Raw genomic sequence first — 20117 nt, forward strand, 5'->3', positions numbered from 1 at the left:
TGGTCAAGCGCTAGCGCTGTCAGCGCGGCAGCATTGCGCCGAACTGTCGCCCTGCGAACAGATGGACATGGAGGTGCGGCACCTCCTGATGGCCGTGCTGGCCGACGTTGGCGAGCAGCCGGTAGCCGGGCTCGACGAGGCCGAGATCGGCCGCGACCTTGCCCACCGCGCGCACGAAACCGGCGATCTCCGCCTCGCTCGCGGCCGCCGAAAAGTCCGCCCACGATACATAGCGCCCCTTCGGGATCACCAGGATGTGCACCGGCGCCTGCGGGTTGATGTCGTGGAAGGCGAGCGCGACATCGTCCTCGTATACCTTCCGGCACGGCAGCTCGGCCCGCAGAATGCGCGCGAAGATATTGCCGTCGTCGTAGGGCGCGGTGGCGTCGATCGGCATGGTCAGCCGGGCTCCTTGCGGTTGGCCTTTTCCTCCAGCCCCGAGGTGCCGCGCCGCTTTTCGAGCGCCGCCGTCACGTCGGCAGGCGCGATGCCGGCGTCGGACCAGAGCATGAGGAGGTGGAAGATCAGGTCGGCGGATTCAGAGATGATCGCGTCGCGATCACCTTCGATCGCGGCGATAACCGTTTCCACCGCTTCTTCGCCGACCTTTTGTGCCAATTTGGCACGCCCTTTTGCGAAGCTCTTGGCGACGTAGGAGGTCGCCGGGTCGTCGCCGCGGCGCGCTTCGATGATGGCGTAGAGTTCGGTGAGCGTCATCGCGCCAGCCTATCGCGCTGCCGCGTCGGTTGCCATCGCCTTCAGCAATGCCAGTGCCTTGTCGGCGCGGTCGGCGGGGACGAGCAGATGGTCGTGATGATAGGCGGCGACGACGTTGCAGCTGATGCCGGCGGCAGCGAGCGGCGCCGCGACCGCCGCGATGAAACCCACCGCGTCTAGCGCGGAATTGACCGTCAGCGTGATCAGCCGGCACGGAAACATCGGGTCGAACGGCGCGGCCTGATCCCACGGCAGCACCAGCGTCATCCCTTCCGCCTCGCGGAAGATTAGCAGCGGGTCGAGCCCCGCCGGGATCGCTTCCAGCGTCACATAGCCGTAGGAACCCGGCGCCAATTCGGCCCGCATCTCGCGAAGCAGCCGGTCGAGGTCGCGAACGGTCTCGGTCACTGGCGGACGGCGATGCCGGCGGCGGCCATATGCGCCTTCGCCTGCGCGACGGTCGCCTGACCGAAATGGAAGATCGAGGCGGCGAGCACCGCGCTGGCGCCGCCGAGCTGCACGCCGTCGACGAGGTCGTCGAGGTGACCGACCCCGCCCGACGCGATCACCGGCACCGGCACCGCGTCTGACACCCGGCGCACCAGTTCGAGGTCGAAGCCGCGGCGGGTGCCGTCGCGGTCCATGCTGGTCAGCAGGATTTCGCCGGCGCCGAGCGACGCCATCCGCTTGGCGAACTCGACGGCGTCGATGCCCGTCTCGCGCCGCCCGCCGTGGGTGAAGATTTCCCATTTGCCGGGGCTGACGCGCTTGGCGTCGATGGCGACGACCATGCACTGCTCGCCGAAGCGCAGCGCCAGTTCACGGATCAGCTCGGGGTTGGCGACGGCGGCCGAATTGACCGCCACCTTGTCGGCGCCCGCCAGCAGCAGCGTGCGCACGTCGTCTGCCGACCGCACGCCACCGCCGACCGTCAGCGGCATGAAGCAGGCCTCCGCGGTGCGGCTGACCACGTCGATCAAGGTGCCACGGTTCTCATGCGTTGCGGTGATGTCGAGGAAGCAGAGTTCGTCGGCGCCCGCCGCGTCATAGGCGCGCGCGATCTGGACGGGGTCGCCGGCGTCGACGAGGTCGACGAAATTGACGCCCTTCACCACGCGGCCGTCGGCCACGTCGAGGCAGGGGATAACGCGGACGTTCGCCGGCATCAGGCTGCCTCGCGCAACGCGTCGCCAAGCGTCAGTCGGCCGTCATAGATGGCGCGCCCGCAGATGACGCCTTCGATGCCGTGATGCGCATTCGCTTTCAGCGCTTCGATATCGCCGATGTCGGCGACGCCGCCCGAGGCGATCACCGGCAGCGAGGTGGCCTTGGCCAGCTCGACCGTCGCCTCGAGGTTCACGCCCTTCAGCAGCCCGTCGCGGCCGACATCGGTGAACAGCAGCGCGGCGACGCCGGCGTCCTCGAACTGCTTCGCCAGATCGGCGACGGCGAGCGTCGAGACATCGGCCCAGCCGCGCGTCGCAACCATGCCGCCCTTGGCATCGACCGCCACCACGATCCGGCCCGGGTGGGCGGCGGCGGCGGCGCGGACGAGTGCGGGGTCTTCGAGCGCGGCGGTGCCCATGACAACGCGTTGAACGCCCAACGAAATCCAGCGTTCGATGCTGTCGCGGCTGCGGATGCCGCCGCCAAGCTGCACCTTGCCCGGGAAGGCCTTCAGGATCGCCTCGACCGCGCCGACGTTGCGGCCTTCACCGGCGAACGCGCCATCGAGATCAACGACATGCAGCCACTCGGCGCCAAGGTCGGCGAAGCTCTTCGCCTGCGCGGCAGGGTCGTCGGCGTAGACGGTGGCGCGCGCCATGTCGCCTTCGGCGAGGCGCACCACCTGGCCAGCTTTCAGGTCGATCGCGGGAAAGATGATCACGGCCGCCACTCCAGAAAATGACGGAGGAAGGCGAGGCCGTAAGCCTGACTTTTCTCCGGGTGAAATTGCACGCCGAGAATATTACCCCCCCCAATAATCGCCGCGACCTCGCCGCCGTAATCGCAGGTGCCGAGCAACTGCGTGCCGTCGGCGGGCACGAAATGGTAGGAGTGGACGAAATAGGCCTGGCCGCCATCGTCGAGCTTCGACAGCGCCGGATGCGCGGCCCCTTCCGCCGTCAACCGCACCGGGCTCCACGCCATGTGCGGCACCTTCAGCAGCAGATCGCTGGGCGCCAGCCGCACCACCTCGCCGGGAATCCACCCGAGCCCGCGATGCGAGCCATGCTCGCTGCCACGCCGGGCGAGCAATTGCATGCCGACGCAGACGCCGAGGAAGGGTGTGCCTTCCTCGATTACCCGCCGTTCGAGCGCCGCTTCCATACCCGGCAGCGCGCGCAAGGCCGCGGCGCACTGGCCGAAGGCACCGACGCCCGGCAGCACGATGCGATCGGCGGCGGCAATGGTGTCGGCGGAAGCGGTGACGATGACCTGCAGCTCGCGCCCCATGTCGCGGGCCACGGTCTCCAGCGCCTTGGCGACCGACCGCAGATTGCCGGCGCCGTAGTCGACGATCGCCAGCCGCTCAGCCATCAGGCGGTGACGCCGCCGAGCGTGCCCTTCGTCGACGGCACGCTGTCGAGCTTGCGCGGATCGAGCGTCACCGCGGCGCGCAGCGCGCGGGCTAGCCCCTTGAAGCAGCTCTCGACGATGTGGTGCGAGTTGGCGCCGTAGAGATTCTCAACGTGCAAGGTGACGCCCGCCGAGCCGGCGAAGGCATGAAACCACTCCTTGAACAGCTCGGTGTCCATGTCGCCGAGCTTGTCGCGGGTGAATTCGACCTTCCACACAAGATAGGGGCGGCCCGAAATATCGAGCGCGACGCGGGTCAGCGTCTCGTCCATCGGAACATAGGCGTGGCCGTAGCGGGTGATGCCCTTGCGGTCGCCGAGCGCCTTCAGCACCGCCTCGCCGATGGCGATGCCGCTGTCCTCGGTGGTGTGGTGCGCATCGATGTGCAGGTCGCCGATCGCCTTGACCTTGAGGTCGATGAGCGAGTGGCGGCTGAGCTGCTCGAGCATGTGGTCGAGAAAGCCGATGCCGGTCGAAACCTCGTAGACGCCGGTGCCGTCGAGGTTGAGCTCGACCGAAATCTGCGTCTCGTTGGTGTTGCGGGTGATTTGGGCGCTGCGCATGACGCCCGCCCTATAGCGGCTGCAATGCGGGAGCGCTACGCATCGCAAGCGGAGATATTGTTTAGCGCGCGATAGCCCTTAGTCCCTCTCCCGCCGGCGGGAGAGGCTAGGTGAGGGTGTGCGAGCGGCAGCCAGCTTGGCGCCGTCGCTTACCGAGCCGCGAGGGCGGCACACCCTCACCCTCCCGGCTGCGCCGGGTCCCTCCCTCTCCCGCAAGCGGGCGAGGGGTTGCTAATGACGCTCGCGCGTCGCGGTGAAGCGGATGTCGGGGTTGCGCTGCGAGGTGTAGTTCAGCTCCCACGCGTCGCGGGCCATGTAGACCGGCGCGCCGTCGCGGTCTTCGGCCATCGCGGCGCGGTGGTCGGCCATGAACGCTTCCAGCTTCGCCGGATCGTCGGCGGACAGCCAGCGCGCGGTTTCCCACGGCGACGGCTCGAAGCCGGCGTCGACCTTATACTCGGCCTGCAGGCGCGAGATCAGCACTTCGAGCTGGAGCTGGCCGACGACGCCGACGATCCAGTTGGAGCCGATCAGCGGCCGGAAGATCTGCGTGACGCCTTCCTCCGCCATGTCGTTGAGCGCGTTCCTCAACTGCTTGGTCTTGGTCGGGTCGCCGAGCTTCACGCGGCGCAGGATTTCCGGCGCGAAATTGGGGATGCCGGTGAAGGTGATCGCCTCGCCTTCGGTCAAGGTGTCGCCGACGCGCAGCGCGCCGTGGTTGGGGATGCCGATGATATCGCCCGGCCAGGCTTCCTCGGCGAGCTCGCGTTCGCGGGCGAAGAAGAAGATCGGGCTGTGGACGGCGATCACCTTGCCCGTCGAAATCTGCTTCAGCTTCATGCCGCGTTTGAACTTGCCCGAGCAGAGCCGCATGAACGCGACGCGGTCGCGGTGCTGCGGGTCCATGTTCGCCTGCACCTTGAACACGAAGCCGGCAACGGTCGGCTCGTCGGGCGTCACCGCGCGCGGGGTGGCCGGCTGCGGGCGCGGTGGCGGGGCGTGCGCCTCCAGCGCATCGATCAGCGCATCGACGCCGAACTCGCGCAGCGCCGATCCGAAATAAACGGGCGTCAGGTTGCCGGCGCGGTAGCTGTCGACGTCGAACGCCGCATAGCCGGCGCTCGCCAGCTCGGCCTCCTCGCGGAAGGCGGCGGCGCGGCCGTTGGGCAACAGCACGTCGAGCTGCGGATCGTCGAAGCCGCTCATCTGGCGGGTCTCGCCGCCGGGCAGCAGAACCTGGTGCGTGGTCAGGTCGTAAAGGCCGACGAACTCGTTACCCATGCCCATCGGCCAGACCATCGGGCAAACGTCGAGCGCCAGCTTGTCGGCGATCTCGTCGAGCAGCGCGAACGGCGACAGGCCCTCGCGGTCGACCTTGTTGACGAAGGTCATGATCGGCACGTCGCGCAGACGGCAGACCTCGAACAGCTTCCTCGTCTGCGCCTCGATGCCGCGCGCCGCGTCAATCACCATGACGGCGGAATCGACGGCGGTGAGCGTGCGGTAGGTGTCCTCCGAGAAATCCTCGTGCCCCGGCGTGTCGAGCAGGTTGAACGTGGTGGTGTGTCCGCCCTGCGTGCGCTCGAAGGTCATCACCGAGGAGGTGACCGAGATGCCGCGCTGCTGCTCGATCTTCATCCAGTCGGAGCGCGCGCGCCGGTTCTGGCCGCGCGCCTTCACCTCGCCGGCGGCATGGATGGCGCCGCCGTGCAGCAGCAGCTTTTCGGTCAGCGTGGTCTTGCCGGCATCGGGATGCGAGATGATCGCGAAGGTGCGCCGATCCGGCCGCGCGAGGGACGTGTTCATGGCCGCGCCCTATAGCGGGTTCGCCACGAAACGCGAGACGCCGCCGCGCCGCACGGGCAAGATGCGGGCGACCAACCGGAGCTTTCCATGCCGACCCTCGCCCTGCTGCTCGCCTCCAATATCTTCATGACCATCGCCTGGTACGGCCACCTGAAATTCCCCGACGCGCCGCTGTGGAAGGTGATCCTCATCTCCTGGCTGATCGCCGGCATCGAATATTGCTTCGTGGTGCCGGCGAACCGGATCGGATTCGCCAGCGGCTTCACCGTGGGTCAGCTCAAGATCATGCAGGAAATCATCACCCTGCTGGTCTTTGCCGCCTTCGCGGTGCTGTGGCTCGGCGAGAAGCTGAAGTGGAATCACGCGGCGGCGTTCGTGTGCATGATCGGGGCGGTGGCGTTTATTTTTGCGGACAAGCTGCGGTGAGGGCGGCCATGGCGTGGCTGGCGCTCTTATGCACGCTGCCGGCGTGCAGTTCGTTGGACGCTGAGGACGCGGCGGGCACCTACCGTAGCAACATTCCCGGCCACCCAGAGACGCTACGTCTCCATGTCGATGGCACCTTCTCTCATACTTTTCTGGAATCCGGTGTCGCGAAGACCCATGCGGGCCGGTGGGTGGTCAAAGATGACTTCATCGTCTTTAAGCCATTCGTGATGCCCGGCTATTACCCGGGGCAAGGCGGCAGAACGCGAGAAGCTAATTTCTACATTGCCAGCGCATGGGGCGACGACACTGCGGCGACCATCTCGATCGACCCAGACAATCTTTATGCCTTCGAGAGGCAGAATACCCTTTCAGGTCAAAATTCGCGTTCTAACTGAGCCGCCTACGGCGATCAGAAACTCGCTTCGATGCAATGGCCCATCAGCCCGTCCGGCCCGGCCTGATCCGCTTCGCTGACTTGCCGCGCCCCTAACGCTTTCAACCTGAGCACGAGGTCCGCACGGCCCTCGCGGGTGATCGCCGCATCGATCTGCGCGACGAGGCGGGCGCGGTGGTGGCGCCATTCGGTACGGATTTCTTCGACGAGGCCGATCGCCGTGGCGACATCATATTGGCGGCGGCGCTGGTAGAGCAGGGTCAGCGTCTCGCCGGCCTCCGCGAGCAACGCCCGGTCGGCCGCGATCGGCGCGCGGCGGGCGGTTTCGCGGAGCGCATGCTGGAAGGCCGCCACGCTGTCGCGGGCGGCGGCTTGCGCGGGCAGCGAATGGTTGAGGCTTCGTTCGACCACCGCGACCGCGCGCAGGCAGCGTTGTGCCGCGCCCGCCAGATCGATGTCGTGGAGCAGGAAGTCGATTTCGGGGACGACGCGCGCTGACCGCTGCACCACCGGTCCCTCGGCGGCATGGACGACCAGCCGCACCTTGCCGCCGGGCGCGATCACTCGTGCCAATTCGGGGACCGACAGCGAGAGGTCCGAATATTCGATGCCATATTGGCTGACGACCGCATCGAAGCTGGCGGCGGGCCAGGGCAGGCGCTCGATGGGCGTTGCAGGGCGGAAGTCGATGGCGGCGAGGTCGTCGCGATGCTGCTTCACATGCCGGTAGGGATTCACGTCGGCGGCGTCGACCGCGGCGATGCGGAACGACTTGCGGGCACGTCGGGCAGCGGCCGCGGCCATTACCGCGATGGCGCCGTTGCCGGTACAGAGATCGAGGATCGCCGCGCCATCGGGCAGCGCCTCGAAGAAGGCCTGCCAGCCGGCGGCGATCTCTTGCGCGTAGTTGGTCGGCCCGGCGTCGTCGAAGGAGGAGAGGCGGTCGAAATGCCAATAGTCATTCCAGATCGCCGTTTCGGCCGCCCTCATCGCTTGGCAGGCAGCGCCGTCGAGGCCTGGCCGAACGCGTAGCGCCAGCCTTCCGGCGTGCGCACATAGGTGTCGCTGAACCACAGCCGGAATTCGACCGGCAGCCCGGCGCGCACCGCCTTGATGTAGAGCAGCGCGGTGACCACGGCGGTCTTGTCGCCGTAGAGGCGCACCGTCTGCGTGCCGCGATCCTCGACCTGATGTTCATATACGGTGCGGCGGGTGCGGGCGGCGTTGAGCAGATCCTCGCGGGTGTGAACCGAGCCGTCGCCGAGCACGAGGATCATGTCCTTGTGCAGGATCGCCGCCATGCCCTCGGCGTCGTTGCGCTCGACCGCCGCCTGATAGGCGGTATCGAGCGCGGCGATGGTGCGAATATCCTCGGCCGGATCGGCGTGCGCCACCCCGGCCATCTGCGCCAGCACGAAGGCGGCGCCTGCTGTTCTGATCCTGTTCATGCCCCCGGCCTAGCCGGGGCGGACGGCGGCGCGCTTGCGCTTTCCTGCTAAAGTCAGTGCCCCAGCCGCGACGGCGACACACCGAAGCGCCGGCTGAAACTGCGGCTGAAATGGCTTAGCTCGTTGAAGCCGCAGGCAAAGCAGGTGTCGGTGACGCTGCGTCCCTGTTCGAGCATCGCCCGCGCCGCCGTCAGCCGCCGCTCGGTCAGATAGCGGTGCGGCGGCCGCCCCACCAACTGCGTGAACACGCGGGTGAAGTGGAAGGCGCTCATCCCGACCGAGCGCGCGAGCGCCGAAACGCTGTGCGCGTCATCGAACGCGGCGTCGAGCCGCTCGCGCGCCGCGTGGACGCGCTCGGCGTACCAGCCGAACTTCTGCTCGCGGAACAGGTCGGCGGGCGTCGCGTCGGGTTCGCGGAAAATCTCGCTCGCTACATATTCGGCGAGCATCGGCGCGCGCTTCGCATGGGCGTTTTGCAGCAGCCAGCGCAGGTAGCCCAGCCGGTTGCTCGCCGGCATCACCCGGCGCCCGCCCCGCGCCCAGCTCTGCACGCGATCGAACCGCTCATCCTCGGCGGCGAGGTAGATCAGCGACAGGCAAGTATCGTTGAACCCTGTCCCCTCGAAACTGGCGCGATAGCCCATGCCGGGGTGGCTGAGCATCACGTCGCCGGTGCCGACCCGCCAACGGCCCTCGCCAACCTCGAGGTTGAAGGCGCCGGCGTCGACGAAGCTGGCGCGAAACGCATCCGCGCGCGCCTCATAGGGCTGGTCCTCATGCTCGACCGGATGGTCGAAGCGATAGAAGCTGATCTCGTCGGACCGCCACAGGGGATCAACACGCGCCATTGGGGGGCAGCTTGGCACAGTTGGGCCGCAAATGCGCCTAGGTGTCGATCGGCTCCCAGCCAAGCGGCTCCGGCATCGGCGTCTCAAGGGCATAGGCGAGCAGCGCCAGGAGTATCTCGTCGACCGTCAGGGTTTCCCGCGCGGCGGATGCACCGTCGCGCCACAGCGCCTTGTACTGCTGCGGCGGGCTGCCTTCGCGCTTTTCGAAGATGAAACCGTCCTCCGTCGCCAATGTCTGCACATAGTCTTCATCGGCGGCGCTCAGTATGAGGAAGTCGTCGGTTTCGAGCCGTGCCAGCGCCTCCTGAACCGCTGCGGCATCCGCTGCCTTGTCAGAGCGATCGCCGTTGACGTCCATTGTAAGCGACCGGGAGATTTCGCCGGTCGCGATGGCCTGCGGACGTGATTTTCGAAAACGCGGGCTCGCCTCGCCAGAAAGCGTATCGCGCAGGAAGCGAACGAGCGGATCAGCCGCGCGGCGATCCTTGTGGGCCATCCAAAGGAGAAAGGGTCCCATCACAAAAAAGAAGATCAGGCTAACGCCGTCGGGCCTTTCGCCTTCGAGCAGGGCCTCAATGACCATGAAGATGACGAAGGCCGCGAGAAAGGGAACGATCAGGAGACCGTTGAGGTTCGAGCCTGCTCGCCCCCGTACCGATGTACCCGTCGCCGTTCCGGATATCTTCGCAACAACCATCGGTCCGCCGCTGGTCACCTGTCGCCACAGGCAAATGTAAGGTCCCGCGATCCAGCCTCGCGCGCCGTCTTTCACATCGAACCACCCGACGAGACGAGCGGAAATCGCTATCTTCGCGTCTGCGCGCGACATCGTCGAGTCCACCACGAACCGATATCCGAAAGGCTCAAACGCCATTTGCCCCTCCCCGCCTCGACGTCATTGAAACTGGAGCCGTCGGCCATCGATCGCAACGGCGTTTGCCTTCGCCCCCGGCCTGCGCCACCTTCCGTCCATGGGGGACAATCGCGACAAGCTCGGCCTTGGTCTGGCGACGATGCTGGTGGCCGGCAATATGATCGGGTCGGGCATCTACCTGCTGCCCGCGTCGCTGGCGCTGATCGGCGGGATCAGTCTGGCCGGCTGGGCGGTGGCTGCCGTGGGCGCGCTGTTGCTGGCGGCGGTGTTCGGGTGGCTGGCGGTACTGCGGCCCGGCGCCGATGGGCTGGCGGGGCTGGTCGGTGAGCAGCTGGGTCGGCTGGTCGGGTTTCAGACGGCACAATTCTACTGGCTGAACGCGTGGATCGGGAACATCGCGATCGCGGTGGCGGTCACCGGCTATCTCGCCTTCTTCTTTCCGGCGCTGCGCGGCACCTGGCCGGGCGCGGTCACGACGGCCGCGATGATCTGGGTGGCGACGATCATCAACATCGTCGGGGTGCGTTTCGCGGGGCGGTTCGACGGGCTGACGCTTATTGTCGGGCTGGTGCCGATCGTCGCGGTCGGGGTGTTTGGTTGGCTGTGGTTCGACCCCGCGCTGTTCGCGGCGGCGTGGAACGTCAGCGGCAGCGCGCCAAGCGAAGCCGTGCGTACATCGGTGGCGATCGTGTTCTGGGCCTTCCTCGGGATGGAGAGCGCCAACGTCGCCGCCGCCGTGGTGAAGAACCCGGGCCGCAATGTGCCGCTGGCGACGGTGGGCGGCGTCGCGCTGGCGGCAGTCGTCTATATCGCCGCCTTTGCCGCCATCATGGGCCTGTTGCCCGCCGATCGCATGGCGGCCTCGACCGCGCCTTTCGCCGATGCTGTGGCGCGCATCGTCGGGCCGGCCGCCGCGGCGCTGGTCGCCGCCTGCGCGACGGCCAAGGCGCTCGGCACGCTCAACGGATGGGTGCTGGTGGCGGCGGAGACGACGCGCTGGACGGCGGCGGCCGGCTTCCTGCCGCGCTGGCTGGCGCAGCGGTCGGCCCATGGCACCTCGACGCGCGCGTTGCTGGCGATGGCGGCGCTGATGACGGTGGCGGTGCTGGCGACCGCCTCGCCGACGCTGGGCGAGCAGTTCGGTCTGATGATCAATCTCGCGGTGATCCTGTCGCTGATGGTCTATCTCTACTGCAGTCTGGCGCTGCTGCGGATGAGCGGCGAGATGCCGGCGAACCGTCGCCTCATGGTGCGGGTGGTCGCGGTCCTGGCGATGCTGTTCAGCCTGGGGGTGGCGCTGGAAGCCGGAACGCAGGCGCTGATCTTTGCCGCGGTGCTGATCGCGGTGACGGTTGTCGCGTGGCCGATGATCAGACGCGCCGCGCCCGCACGTCCCGAATGATCTCGCGCGCGGCGTTGTGGCCCGGCGCGCCGGTGACGCCGCCGCCCGGATGGGTGCCCGCGCCGCACATATAAAGGCCGGGCAGCGGCCCGCGATAATTGCCGTGGCCGAGCACGGGCCGCGCCGAGAACATCTGGTCGAGGCTCAGCTGCCCGTGGAAGATGTCACCGCCGACGAGGCCGAAGGTACGTTCGAGATCGAGCGGCGAGTTGATCTGGCGGCCGAGCACCGACGCCTTGAACCCCGGCGTGTGGCGGTCGACGGTCGCGATCATCAGATCGGCGACTTGCTCGCGATGATCGTCCCACGAGCGGCCGCCCGACAGCTTCGGCTCGACATGCTGACAGAACAGGCTCGCGACATGCTGCCCCGGCGGGGCGAGGCTGTCGTCGAGCGTCGAGGGGATCAGCATCTCGACGATCGGGTGTTGCGACCAGCCGTGAAGGCGCGCGTCGATGAAGGCGCGGTCCATGTAAGCGAGGCTCGGGGCGATGATGATGCCGGCGGTCAGATGATCGCCCTGTTCGGGCAGGCAGGTGAAGCGCGGCAGCTCGGAAAGCGCCACGTTCATGCGGAACGTCCCCGAACCTGAGCGATAGCGCGCTATGCGTTCGGCGAAGTCTTGCGGAAGCAGCGCGGGGTCGAGCAAATGCTCATAGAGCAGCTTCGGGTGAAGATTTCCGACGACCGCGCGGGCGCGGAACGCCTCGCCGCTCTCGGTCACTACGCCGACCACGCGGCCCTTCTCGACGATCAGCTCCCTGACCGCTGAATCGGTGCGAATGTCGGCGCCGGCGGCTGCCGCGCTCTTCGCCATCGCCTGGGTGATCGCGCCCATGCCGCCGATCGCGTGACCCCACGCGCCCTTGGTGCCGTTCACCTCGCCGAACAGGTGGTGGAGCAGCACATAGGCCGAGCCCGGCGTATAGGGGCTGGCATAATTGCCGACGACACCGTCGAAGCCGAACACCGCCTTGATCGGGTCGCTTTCGAACCAGCCGTCGAGATAGTCGCCCGCCGATTGCGAGAACAAGGCCAGCAGGTCGCGCCGGGCGGTCATGTCGAGGGCCGACAAATCCTTGCCCAGCGCGGCCGCGCCGATCAATTCGGGCAGCGCGCGCCGCCAGCCCCCGTCCACGACGTTGGGCGGGGTGCGGAGGACGAGGTCGCGCACCACGTCGGCGATGACGTCGAGGCGGTTCGCATAATCGTCGAGCCGCGCGGCATCGCGCTCGGAGAATTTCGCCACTTCTGCCTGCGTCCGCCCGCCGCCGGTGACCAGGTAATTGCCCTCGTCGACCGGTAAGAAGTTGGACAGCTTGCGCTCGACGACCTTGAGGCCGTGGCGGTGCAACTCGAGGTCGGCGATGACCTTGGGATTGAGCAGGCTGACCGTGTAGCTCGCCACCGAATTGCGGAAACCGGGGTGGAATTCCTCGGTCACCGCCGCACCGCCGACGACGCCGCGCCGTTCGAGCACGGTCACCTTCAGCCCCGCCTTCGCCAGATAGGCGGCGCAGACGAGGCCGTTGTGGCCACCGCCGACGATCAGAATGTCGGTTGTCACGCCGGCTCGCGCTCCAGGCAGGCTTCTGGGATGGCGGTACGCATCCGGCGGGCGAAGCTGCGCAGGCAGACCTCGTCGTCGCTCAAGGGGCCGGTGGTGTAGCTCGACGAGCCCATGCCGGCCTGCACGCGGGCGATCAGGTCGGTATCCTCGGCGTTCACCTGACGGTTGATCCGCCAGTTGAGATAGCGCGCGGCGCGCATTTCACGGCGCTCATCGCCCGGCAGCACATAGGCGATCTCGCGGATCACCGTCTCCGTCGGGGAGACGGGCACGAACTGCATGAAATCGACCTGGTCGGGGTAGATGTCGAAGGCGACGTTCGGCCAGAGCTTCACATACATCCAGTGGCGCTGGCGGTCGGCGGGCAGATGCGGCACTTCCGGCAGCAGCTTCTGGTACAGCCGTTCGGACCAGTTGCGCGACGGCGCGTCCTGCAGATCACCCCACATCTTGTCGGCGTGGGGCATCGCTTCGAGCCCATAGGATTTGCCGAACAGCCGGGTCAGGCCGGGATGGGCGATATTGATGTGGAGGCCGTCGCCATAATTGTCGGCGACGTTCTTCCAGTTTACCTCGCGCGGGCGCAGCGTCACGCGGCCCTGCGGCACCAATTCCTCGAAGCGGTAGGGCGCGAGCTGGTCGGTATAGGGCGCCATCATCTCGGCAACGCTCAGGCCCCCATCGTCAGCGAGGCGGACAAACACGAAGCCGAGGTAGATCTCCTGCTCGACGCTGGCGAGATGATGCGCCGCCCAGTCGACCTCGCCGAAGCTGGCGCGGCGCGGCACGCCGATCAGCTTGCCGTCGAGGCCGTAGGTCCAGGCGTGATAGGGACAGGTGATGCGCCCGCCGCAATTGCCGCGGTCGCCGTCGAGCAGGCGCGCGGCGCGGTGGCGGCAGACATTGTGAAAGCTGGCGACGGCCCCGTCGCGGCCGCGCACGGTGACGATCGACTCCCCGAGGAAATCGAAGCGGTGATAGTCGCCCGCCGCCGGCACGTCGTTGACATGGCACACGAGCTGCCACGACGGGCGAAATACCGCCTCCCGCTCCAAGTCGAAAAAACGCTGCGAGCGATAGGTCCAGGCGGGCAGGCTGAGACCGTCCAGCCGGTCGGCTTCCGCCGCCGGCGATCGGCCGCCATTGTCATGTGCCAGTCGCATCCCCACCATCGGCGAGGAGATACGCCGGAACCGACCGGCCTGCCAGCCGTAACCACGAACGACCATGATCCTCGCCGCCAGCTACAATATCCGTAAAGCGATCTGCGCCGACCGCCGCCGCCGGCCCGACCGCATCCTCGAGGTCCTGGCCGAAATCGACGCCGACGTCATCGCACTGCAGGAGTGCGACCGCCGCTTCGGCGCGCGGGCGAGCGCGATTCCGTCGACGATGCTGGCCGAGCACAGCGACTACAAGGCCGTGCCCTTCGACATCCGCCACGGCAGCATGGGCTGGCACGGCAACGCGGTGCTGGTGAAGAAGGAGGTGGAGATCCTCCGCTTCCAGCCGCTGGTGCTGCCGGCGCTCGAGCCGCGCGGGGCCGTGGTCGCCGATATCTGCGTGCGCGGCGCGCCGCTGCGCATCGTCGGCATGCACCTCGACCTGTCGGGGCTGTGGCGGCGCAAGCAGGTGCGCGACCTGCTCCGCCAGGTCGAGGCGATGCCCGACCGGCTGCCGACGGTGATGATGGGCGATTTGAACGAGTGGCGCGAGGCGCAAGGGTGCCTGCGCGATTTTTCGAAACGGCACCGCGTGCTGTCGACCGGGCCGACGTTTCACGCCAAGCATCCGCTGGCGCGCCTCGACCGCATCATCGTCAGCGAGGAGATCGAGGTAGAGGAGGTTGGGGTCCACCACAGCGCCAAGGCGCGGATCGGCTCCGATCACCTGCCGGTCTGGGCGCGAATCACCCCACGCGATCCGATTCGCTAAAGTCGAGTTTTCACGCTATAGACATTGATGTCGGCCGCGGGGGCCCGACGGGCAGGTTTTTCGAGGACGCGATGGCGGCAGCAGCAGCGAGCGACACCGACCGCTTGGGCAAGCTTACCGAGGGGCAGAAGCAATGCCTTCGCCTCGTCTATCGGCACATGTCGTCGAAGGACATCGCGCGCGAGCTGGGCATCTCCCCCCACTCGGTCGATGCGCGCCTGCGCTCGGCACTGCGGACCCTCAATGTCACCAACCGTACCGAGGCGGCCCTCCGCCTCGCCGCGCATGAGGCGGGGGCACCCTATCAATCGCCCGTATATCAACCGTCGTACGTTGCCGCTCCCGACGCATCGGTCATGCTGAACCCCGACAACGACACGGGGCATACGACCGATGAGGAACGCGATTTCTACCGACTTCCCGATGCGGAAAGCCTCCGGGCTCGCCGTGTCGCTGAATCGGTGGCCGCGTTCGACCGCTCCGCGGATCCCTTCTGGGGCCGCCACGGTCAAACGGTTTCCCCGGTTCGGGCTTGGGGAGGCCGCAATGATCTGACGATTGGTGCCCGTATCGGGGTCGTGCTGGCCATCGCCATTGGCTCGGCTCTCGCATTCGGCGCCATCCTTTCCGGTCTCGCCTCGCTGGCTCGGCTCTCCTAGTCCGGGCGTAGCCCGGAAAATAAGCCAAGTTTTTCAGCCAGATGACCTGCCGACCCCTTCGGCGGGATGGGAGACTGCTATGACCGACAATCGCGTTAACATCGCTCGCCAGGTTGCCGACCAGCTGTTCGCGGCCGAGACCGCCATCGACACCGCGCTGGCGAAGACTGCCGCGCTCGCCGGCCTGATGCCGTCGGTTCGCGAAGACGCCCGCCTGTCGGCCCTCGTCGGCCAAGGCGCTGTCGAGCGCGCGATCGAGACGATGGCCGCGCTCGGCGAGGCCCGCCGCAAGATCGTCGAGACGCACAAGCAGCTCTCGATCACGCAGAAGCAGATGGGCCTTGGTCCGCTCAACTTCGGCGGTTGGGTCGACAAGCCGCAGTTCGCTCGCGCCGGTCTGGCCGCCGTCGAGGCCGCCTGACCGAAGCGACGGCAGTTGGGGGCAGGCACATGCTAGGTCCTTGCGCGACAAAGGCTTGCCTGAATGAATCTGCTGCAGTTGCTTTTTACCGTCGTGATGTTCGGCACGATCGGGGTGGCGTTGTGGAAGGGCGAATGGCCCGAGCGGGCGACGGCGATTGTGCTGTTCTGTGCAGCCGCCGCGTCCCCGCTGGTCGAGTCCACCCTCTTCGCCTCGCCGGAGTACGGCATCCTCGCGGTCGACCTGTTGCTGCTCGGCTGGCTCGGCGCCCTGGCGCTGGTCACCGACCGCTTCTGGCCGCTGTGGGCGACCGGCTTCCACCTGGTGGGAACGGTCATTCACATCGCCCGGATGGCCGACCCGACGGTGGTCCCCAACGCCTATGCGTTGGGGCAGGTGTTCTGGTCCTACCCGGTACTCGCCGCGCTGGCGTCGGGGGCGCTCGTCGAAGCGCCCGCGGCCCGCGCCCGGCGAGCCTGATCGAGGTGCGCTAGATGGCGTCCGTTCTCTCCGTTGCCCGCAGCTTCGGCCTCGTCGGCTCACCCGCCGTCGATCCCGACGCCTCGGTGCTGACCGAGCTGTTCGAAGCGGCCGGCGGCGGCGCGACCAGCGCCGACGTTGCGAAGCGCCTGCTCGATGAGACCGGCTCGCTCGGCGGCGCGATGGCGGCGACGGTCGCCGATCTCGCCCGCCTCGGCGTGCCGCAGGAGGCGCGCCGCGCGATCGCCGCGCTTCGCGCCGCCGTCACCGCCTCGCTGAAGCGCACCATCGAGGACCGGCCCTGCCTCGCCTCGAGCCGGTCGCTGCTCGACTATCTCCACGCCGACATGGCGTTCGCAGCCGTGGAGCGTTTCCGCGTGCTGTTCCTCAACAACAAGAACGTCCTGATCCGCGACGAGGTGATGAGCGAGGGCAGTCTGCAGACCGCCCCGGTGCATGTCCGCGAAGTGGTGAAGCGCGCCCTCGACCTCGGCGCCGCCGCGCTGATCCTCGTCCATAATCACACGTCGGGCGATCCGCGGCCGAGCCAGGACGACATCGACATCACGCGCGAAATGATGGCCGCCGCGGGCTTGTTCGGCATTGCCGTCCATGACCATATCGTCATCGGAAGGCAGGGGCACGCGAGCCTCGGCCAACTGGGGTATCTGAAATAATGTCGCGCGGGCGCATCTTCGTGGTCGATGACGACGCCGCCGTCCGGCAGGCCACCTGCTGGGCACTGCGGGCGGCCGGTTACGACGCGCGCGACTTCGATTCAGGCGAGGCCTTCCTGCGCGACGCGGATGTTGCAGGCCCGGGCTGCGCGGTGCTCGACCTCAACATGCCGGGCCTCTCCGGGCTCGACGTGCTGCAGCGCCTGCGCGAACGCACCTCGCCGCTCCGCATCATCATGCTGACCGGCTATGGTGACGTGCCGACCGCGGTGCGCGCCATCCAGGCTGGCGCCGCCGACTTCATCGAGAAACCCTATGATCCCGACGCACTGGTCGCGGCGATCGACCGGGCGATGGAGCAGCCGGGTGGCCCGACCGTGGTGCCGCTGCAGGCGGCCGCCGACCGCCGCGGCGATGCCGCACGCGAACGCCTGCGTCAGTTGAGCCCGCGCCAGCGGCAGGTGTTGCAGGGCCTCGTCGCTGGCCATCCCAACAAGATCATCGCGCAGGACCTGGGCGTCAGCCCGCGCACCATCGAGATGCACCGCGCCGACATGATGGACCGCCTCGGCGTCGCCAATCTGTCGGAGGCGCTGCGCCTCGCCTATGACGCCGGCATGGCCGGCGAGCGCCGCGCCAGCGCGTCAGCCCGCTTCGGCGGCCGCCGGGCGAGCGATCCGCGCCACTAGTTACTTCTTGGAGAGCAGATCGAGCGGCCCCGGCCCGTAGGGCGGCGTCGGGATTTCGGCGCGCGCGTGCGATAGCGCATCGGACCAGCGCCGCGACAGGTCATGGAAATAGGCGTCGTTATGGTCGATGCGGTGGACCAGCTCCGCCTTCGACTGGCCGGCGCGCGCGACGAGCAGGTCGAGCGGCAGCCCGACCGCGAGATTGGCGCGCATCGTCGAATCGAACGAGATCAGCCCGATCTTCAGCGCTTCGTACATGTCGGTGTCGTAGGTCAGCGCGCGTTCGATGATCGGCTTGCCATATTTGTTCTCGCCGATCTGGAGATAGGGCGTGTCGGGACCGCACTCGATGGCGTTGCCCGCCGAATAGACGAGGAACAGCCGGGTGCGCTCGCCGTCGATCGAGCCGCCGACCAGCAGGCTGGCGTTGAAGTTCACGTCCTGCTGCTCGAGGCTGACCATGCCGTCGCGCGCCTCGCGCAGCGCGCGCCCGGCGGCGAGCGCCGCCTGATAGATGTTGGACACGCTGTCGAGCGTGTCGTCCTCGCCCGTCTCGGGATTGTGGACGCCCTGCGCGAGCCGGTGCATCGCGCCCTGCGTCGTCGACAGGCTGCCCGCCGAGACGACCGCGATCAGCCGCTTGCCGTCATTGCCGTGGAGGCGCAGCTTCCGGTAGGTCGAGATATTGTCGACGCCCGCGTTGGTGCGGGTGTCGGCGATCATCACCAGCCCCTCGCGGACCAGCATCCCCACGCAATAGGTCACGCCCCCGCGTCTCCCCGGTCAACTCTGCGACTGCCGCATGGCGTCCACCGCCTGCACCGTCACATCCAAAGCCTCCGCGCCGCCCCCGCGACGCGCGCCGCGAACCGGCGCGGCATCGAGATAGTCCAGCCCGACCGCGACACGCAAATAGCTATCGGTGGTGCAGATGCCGTTCGCCGGATCGAACGCCACCCAGCCAAGATCGGGCACGTAAGCCTCCGCCCAGGCGTGCGACGCCTCCTGCCGCTCGGGCCGCGCCAGATGGCCGGACACGTAGCGCGCCGGGATGCCGAGGTGGCGCGCCCCCGCGCTGAAGATATGCGCGAAATCCTGGCAGACGCCGCGCCCCGAGGCGAGCGCATCGGTCGCCGCCGTCGCCACGTCGGTCGCCGCCGTGTCGAAGGAAATGCGTTCGTGCATCGCCGCCATCAGCGCGTGGAGCGTCGGCAGCACCTCGGGCCGGCGCGCGCCTTCGGCGAGGTCGATGAGCGCGGGATCGACGCGGGTCAGCGGCGTCGTGCGCAGGAAGATGGCGGGCGGCAACGGCTCGGGCGCGCCCTTCACCAGCCCCACCACCTCGCTGACATCGGCCTCGCCGACCACCGCGATGGTCAGCGCCATCGTTGGCGCGTCGGCGTAGAACATGTCGAGCCGGTTGCCGAAGGGATCGCTGCTCGTCCGCGTCACCCCGTCCACGTCGACGTCGACGCGCCAGTGGCGGACATGCTGCGCATCATGGTCGCTCGGCCGCAGCCGCAGCGCCTGCACGATGCCGCTGGCTACGAACTCGTAGCGGTAGGTGGTGCGGTAATCGATGTGGATGCGCATCAGAACAGATACTGTTCGCTGATCGTGGCGCCGAGGCGGTTGTTCTCGGCGAGGAAGCTGTTGATGAACTCGTGCAGCCCGGCGGCGAAGATGGCGTCGATCTTCGCGGTGGCGAGCCGATTGGCGGCGGAGACCGCCTGTCGGTGCGCCGGCCCGCGCCGGCCGCTGGTCTCCGCCAGCCGATCGAGATAGCGCACGATGTCGCTGACGCAGGCGGCAAGCGAGCGCGGCATGCGTTTGTTGAGGATGAGCAGGTCGGCGACCAGCCACGGCTTCACGCTGTCGCGATAGACATGGCGATAGGCGGTGAGCGCCGAGACCGTGCGCAGGATCGTCGTCCACTGGAAATAGTCGAGGCTGCCGCCGACCGGCTCGTCGCGCGGCAGCAGCAGATGATATTTGACGTCGAGCAGCCGGGCGGTGTTGTCGGCGCGCTCCATCGCGGCGCCGAGGCGCATGAACCAGTAACCGTCGTCGCGCAGCATCGTCCGATGCGCCGCGCCGTCGAACGCAAGCGCCGCGGCCTTTACCGCCTCGAGCAGCCGGTTGAGCGTCGGCCGCGAATCGAGCTGCGTGCCGAAGCGCTGCAGGTCGAGCCAGGCGCCGTTGATCGCCTCCCAGGTCTCGACGGTCAGCGCGGTGCGCACCGCGCGGGCGTTGTTGCGCGCGCGCTCGAGGCAATGGCGCATCGACGAGGGATTGTCGGGGTCGAGCGACAGGAACTGCAGCGCGCTCGCTTCCTCCAGCACCGGATAGCGTTCGGCATAGGCGATGTTGACCCCCGCCGCGGTCAATGCGCCGCGCCACGCGCCGACATCGCCGCCATAGCTCGACGGCAGCGCCGCGAGGCGCAACGTCGCGTCGGTGAGGCGCGATATGAAGTCGGCGCGCTCGATATAGCGCCCCAGCCAGAACAGGTTTCCGGCGGTCCTAGAGAGCATGGCTGCAGTGCCGCGAGGGCGCGTGCCCGCGCCCCGACAGGCGCAAAGCCGGCCGGCGGGCAGTGATGCCCGTCCGACGACGCGGCTTTGC

At 67.8% G+C, this 20117-nt stretch carries 26 protein-coding genes; 9 read left to right on the forward strand and 17 right to left on the reverse strand.

What is annotated here, in order from left to right; all coding sequences use genetic code 11:
- Positions 1-19: 19 nt before the first annotated feature.
- From ACFOMD_RS17510 to ACFOMD_RS17545, 8 genes are all read right to left on the reverse strand, one after another.
- On the reverse strand, positions 20-397 hold the full coding sequence (locus tag ACFOMD_RS17510) for a histidine triad nucleotide-binding protein (RefSeq protein WP_380863835.1): 378 nt from the start codon (positions 395-397) through the stop codon (positions 20-22).
- A 2-nt stretch (positions 398-399) separates the two neighbouring features.
- Entirely contained in the window at positions 400-717 is a 318-nt protein-coding gene (locus tag ACFOMD_RS17515) for a phosphoribosyl-ATP diphosphatase (protein WP_380863838.1), read from the reverse strand.
- Positions 718-726: 9 nt separating this feature from the next.
- Entirely contained in the window at positions 727-1125 is a 399-nt protein-coding gene (locus ACFOMD_RS17520; RefSeq protein ID WP_380863841.1) for an ACT domain-containing protein, read from the reverse strand.
- Positions 1122-1883 (reverse strand): imidazole glycerol phosphate synthase subunit HisF, encoded by a 762-nt coding sequence (hisF, locus tag ACFOMD_RS17525; protein ID WP_380863844.1) that lies wholly within the window; start codon positions 1881-1883, stop codon positions 1122-1124. Before hisF ends, ACFOMD_RS17520 begins: the two co-directional genes overlap by 4 nt.
- Positions 1883-2614, reverse strand: a complete 732-nt coding sequence (hisA, locus tag ACFOMD_RS17530; RefSeq protein ID WP_380863847.1) for a 1-(5-phosphoribosyl)-5-[(5-phosphoribosylamino)methylideneamino]imidazole-4-carboxamide isomerase — start codon at positions 2612-2614, stop codon at positions 1883-1885. The genes hisF and hisA overlap by 1 nt, the downstream gene beginning before the upstream one ends.
- The gene (hisH, locus tag ACFOMD_RS17535; protein WP_380863849.1) at positions 2602-3258 is read right to left on the reverse strand and encodes an imidazole glycerol phosphate synthase subunit HisH; all 657 of its coding nucleotides are present in this window, start codon (positions 3256-3258) and stop codon (positions 2602-2604) included. Before hisH ends, hisA begins: the two co-directional genes overlap by 13 nt.
- Entirely contained in the window at positions 3258-3860 is a 603-nt protein-coding gene (gene hisB / locus ACFOMD_RS17540) for an imidazoleglycerol-phosphate dehydratase HisB (protein ID WP_380863852.1), read from the reverse strand. The genes hisH and hisB overlap by 1 nt, the downstream gene beginning before the upstream one ends.
- 231 nt (positions 3861-4091) lie before the next feature.
- A complete protein-coding gene (locus tag ACFOMD_RS17545) occupies positions 4092-5666 on the reverse strand; it encodes a peptide chain release factor 3 (protein ID WP_380863855.1) in 1575 nt (524 codons plus the stop codon).
- Between the two features lie 87 nt (positions 5667-5753).
- Here ACFOMD_RS17545 and ACFOMD_RS17550 point away from each other — a divergent pair, with 87 nt between their 5' ends.
- Positions 5754-6092 (forward strand): DMT family protein, encoded by a 339-nt coding sequence (locus ACFOMD_RS17550; RefSeq protein WP_380863858.1) that lies wholly within the window; start codon positions 5754-5756, stop codon positions 6090-6092.
- 8 nt (positions 6093-6100) lie between these two features.
- The gene (locus tag ACFOMD_RS17555) at positions 6101-6490 is read left to right on the forward strand and encodes a hypothetical protein (protein WP_380863861.1); all 390 of its coding nucleotides are present in this window, start codon (positions 6101-6103) and stop codon (positions 6488-6490) included.
- A gap of 14 nt (positions 6491-6504) precedes the next feature.
- Here ACFOMD_RS17555 and ACFOMD_RS17560 read toward each other — a convergent pair whose 3' ends face one another.
- The 4 genes from ACFOMD_RS17560 to ACFOMD_RS17575 are packed head-to-tail and all read right to left on the reverse strand — an operon-like array spanning position 6505 to position 9659.
- Positions 6505-7479 carry a class I SAM-dependent methyltransferase gene (locus ACFOMD_RS17560; RefSeq protein WP_380863864.1) on the reverse strand — a complete coding sequence of 325 codons (975 nt, stop codon included), beginning with the start codon at positions 7477-7479 and terminating at the stop codon, positions 6505-6507.
- The gene (locus ACFOMD_RS17565; RefSeq protein ID WP_380863867.1) at positions 7476-7937 is read right to left on the reverse strand and encodes a nuclear transport factor 2 family protein; all 462 of its coding nucleotides are present in this window, start codon (positions 7935-7937) and stop codon (positions 7476-7478) included. Before ACFOMD_RS17565 ends, ACFOMD_RS17560 begins: the two co-directional genes overlap by 4 nt.
- Before the next feature lie 53 nt (positions 7938-7990).
- Complete coding sequence (locus ACFOMD_RS17570) at positions 7991-8785, reverse strand: AraC family transcriptional regulator (protein WP_380863869.1); 795 nt, start codon at positions 8783-8785, stop codon at positions 7991-7993.
- A gap of 37 nt (positions 8786-8822) precedes the next feature.
- Positions 8823-9659 carry a hypothetical protein gene (locus ACFOMD_RS17575; protein WP_380863871.1) on the reverse strand — a complete coding sequence of 279 codons (837 nt, stop codon included), beginning with the start codon at positions 9657-9659 and terminating at the stop codon, positions 8823-8825.
- A 97-nt stretch (positions 9660-9756) separates the two neighbouring features.
- Between ACFOMD_RS17575 and ACFOMD_RS17580 the strand changes: the two genes are divergently transcribed.
- A complete protein-coding gene (locus ACFOMD_RS17580; protein WP_380863874.1) occupies positions 9757-11061 on the forward strand; it encodes an amino acid permease in 1305 nt (434 codons plus the stop codon).
- Here the strand turns inward: ACFOMD_RS17580 and ACFOMD_RS17585 are convergent.
- Positions 11030-12628 carry a phytoene desaturase family protein gene (locus ACFOMD_RS17585; RefSeq protein ID WP_380863877.1) on the reverse strand — a complete coding sequence of 533 codons (1599 nt, stop codon included), beginning with the start codon at positions 12626-12628 and terminating at the stop codon, positions 11030-11032. The genes ACFOMD_RS17580 and ACFOMD_RS17585 overlap by 32 nt on opposite strands.
- Entirely contained in the window at positions 12625-13794 is a 1170-nt protein-coding gene (locus ACFOMD_RS17590; RefSeq protein ID WP_380863960.1) for an aromatic ring-hydroxylating oxygenase subunit alpha, read from the reverse strand. Before ACFOMD_RS17590 ends, ACFOMD_RS17585 begins: the two co-directional genes overlap by 4 nt.
- A gap of 64 nt (positions 13795-13858) precedes the next feature.
- On the opposite strand from ACFOMD_RS17590, the gene ACFOMD_RS17595 reads away from it, so the two are divergent.
- From ACFOMD_RS17595 to ACFOMD_RS17620, 6 genes are all read left to right on the forward strand, one after another.
- Positions 13859-14566, forward strand: a complete 708-nt coding sequence (locus ACFOMD_RS17595) for an endonuclease/exonuclease/phosphatase family protein (RefSeq protein WP_380863880.1) — start codon at positions 13859-13861, stop codon at positions 14564-14566.
- Between the two features lie 71 nt (positions 14567-14637).
- Complete coding sequence (locus tag ACFOMD_RS17600; RefSeq protein WP_380863883.1) at positions 14638-15225, forward strand: response regulator transcription factor; 588 nt, start codon at positions 14638-14640, stop codon at positions 15223-15225.
- A gap of 79 nt (positions 15226-15304) precedes the next feature.
- Positions 15305-15646 carry a hypothetical protein gene (locus ACFOMD_RS17605; RefSeq protein WP_380863886.1) on the forward strand — a complete coding sequence of 114 codons (342 nt, stop codon included), beginning with the start codon at positions 15305-15307 and terminating at the stop codon, positions 15644-15646.
- Positions 15647-15709: 63 nt separating this feature from the next.
- Positions 15710-16126 carry a hypothetical protein gene (locus tag ACFOMD_RS17610; RefSeq protein ID WP_380863888.1) on the forward strand — a complete coding sequence of 139 codons (417 nt, stop codon included), beginning with the start codon at positions 15710-15712 and terminating at the stop codon, positions 16124-16126.
- Positions 16127-16140: 14 nt separating this feature from the next.
- Positions 16141-16803, forward strand: coding sequence for a JAB domain-containing protein (locus ACFOMD_RS17615; RefSeq protein WP_380863891.1), 663 nt, complete (start codon positions 16141-16143; stop codon positions 16801-16803).
- Positions 16803-17492, forward strand: coding sequence for a response regulator transcription factor (locus ACFOMD_RS17620; RefSeq protein WP_380863894.1), 690 nt, complete (start codon positions 16803-16805; stop codon positions 17490-17492). Before ACFOMD_RS17615 ends, ACFOMD_RS17620 begins: the two co-directional genes overlap by 1 nt.
- Here ACFOMD_RS17620 and ACFOMD_RS17625 read toward each other — a convergent pair whose 3' ends face one another.
- Genes ACFOMD_RS17625 through ACFOMD_RS17635 form a run of 3 tightly spaced genes read right to left on the reverse strand, consistent with a single transcriptional unit; the run spans position 17493 to position 20026 of the window.
- A complete protein-coding gene (locus ACFOMD_RS17625; RefSeq protein ID WP_380863897.1) occupies positions 17493-18257 on the reverse strand; it encodes a peptidase in 765 nt (254 codons plus the stop codon).
- A gap of 18 nt (positions 18258-18275) precedes the next feature.
- A complete protein-coding gene (locus ACFOMD_RS17630; RefSeq protein ID WP_380863900.1) occupies positions 18276-19085 on the reverse strand; it encodes a transglutaminase family protein in 810 nt (269 codons plus the stop codon).
- Positions 19085-20026, reverse strand: a complete 942-nt coding sequence (locus ACFOMD_RS17635; RefSeq protein WP_380863903.1) for an alpha-E domain-containing protein — start codon at positions 20024-20026, stop codon at positions 19085-19087. Before ACFOMD_RS17635 ends, ACFOMD_RS17630 begins: the two co-directional genes overlap by 1 nt.
- Positions 20027-20117 lie beyond the last annotated feature (91 nt).

This window comes from Sphingoaurantiacus capsulatus (genome assembly GCF_042648405.1).
Taxonomy (GTDB): Bacteria; Pseudomonadota; Alphaproteobacteria; order Sphingomonadales; family Sphingomonadaceae; genus Sphingoaurantiacus; species Sphingoaurantiacus capsulatus.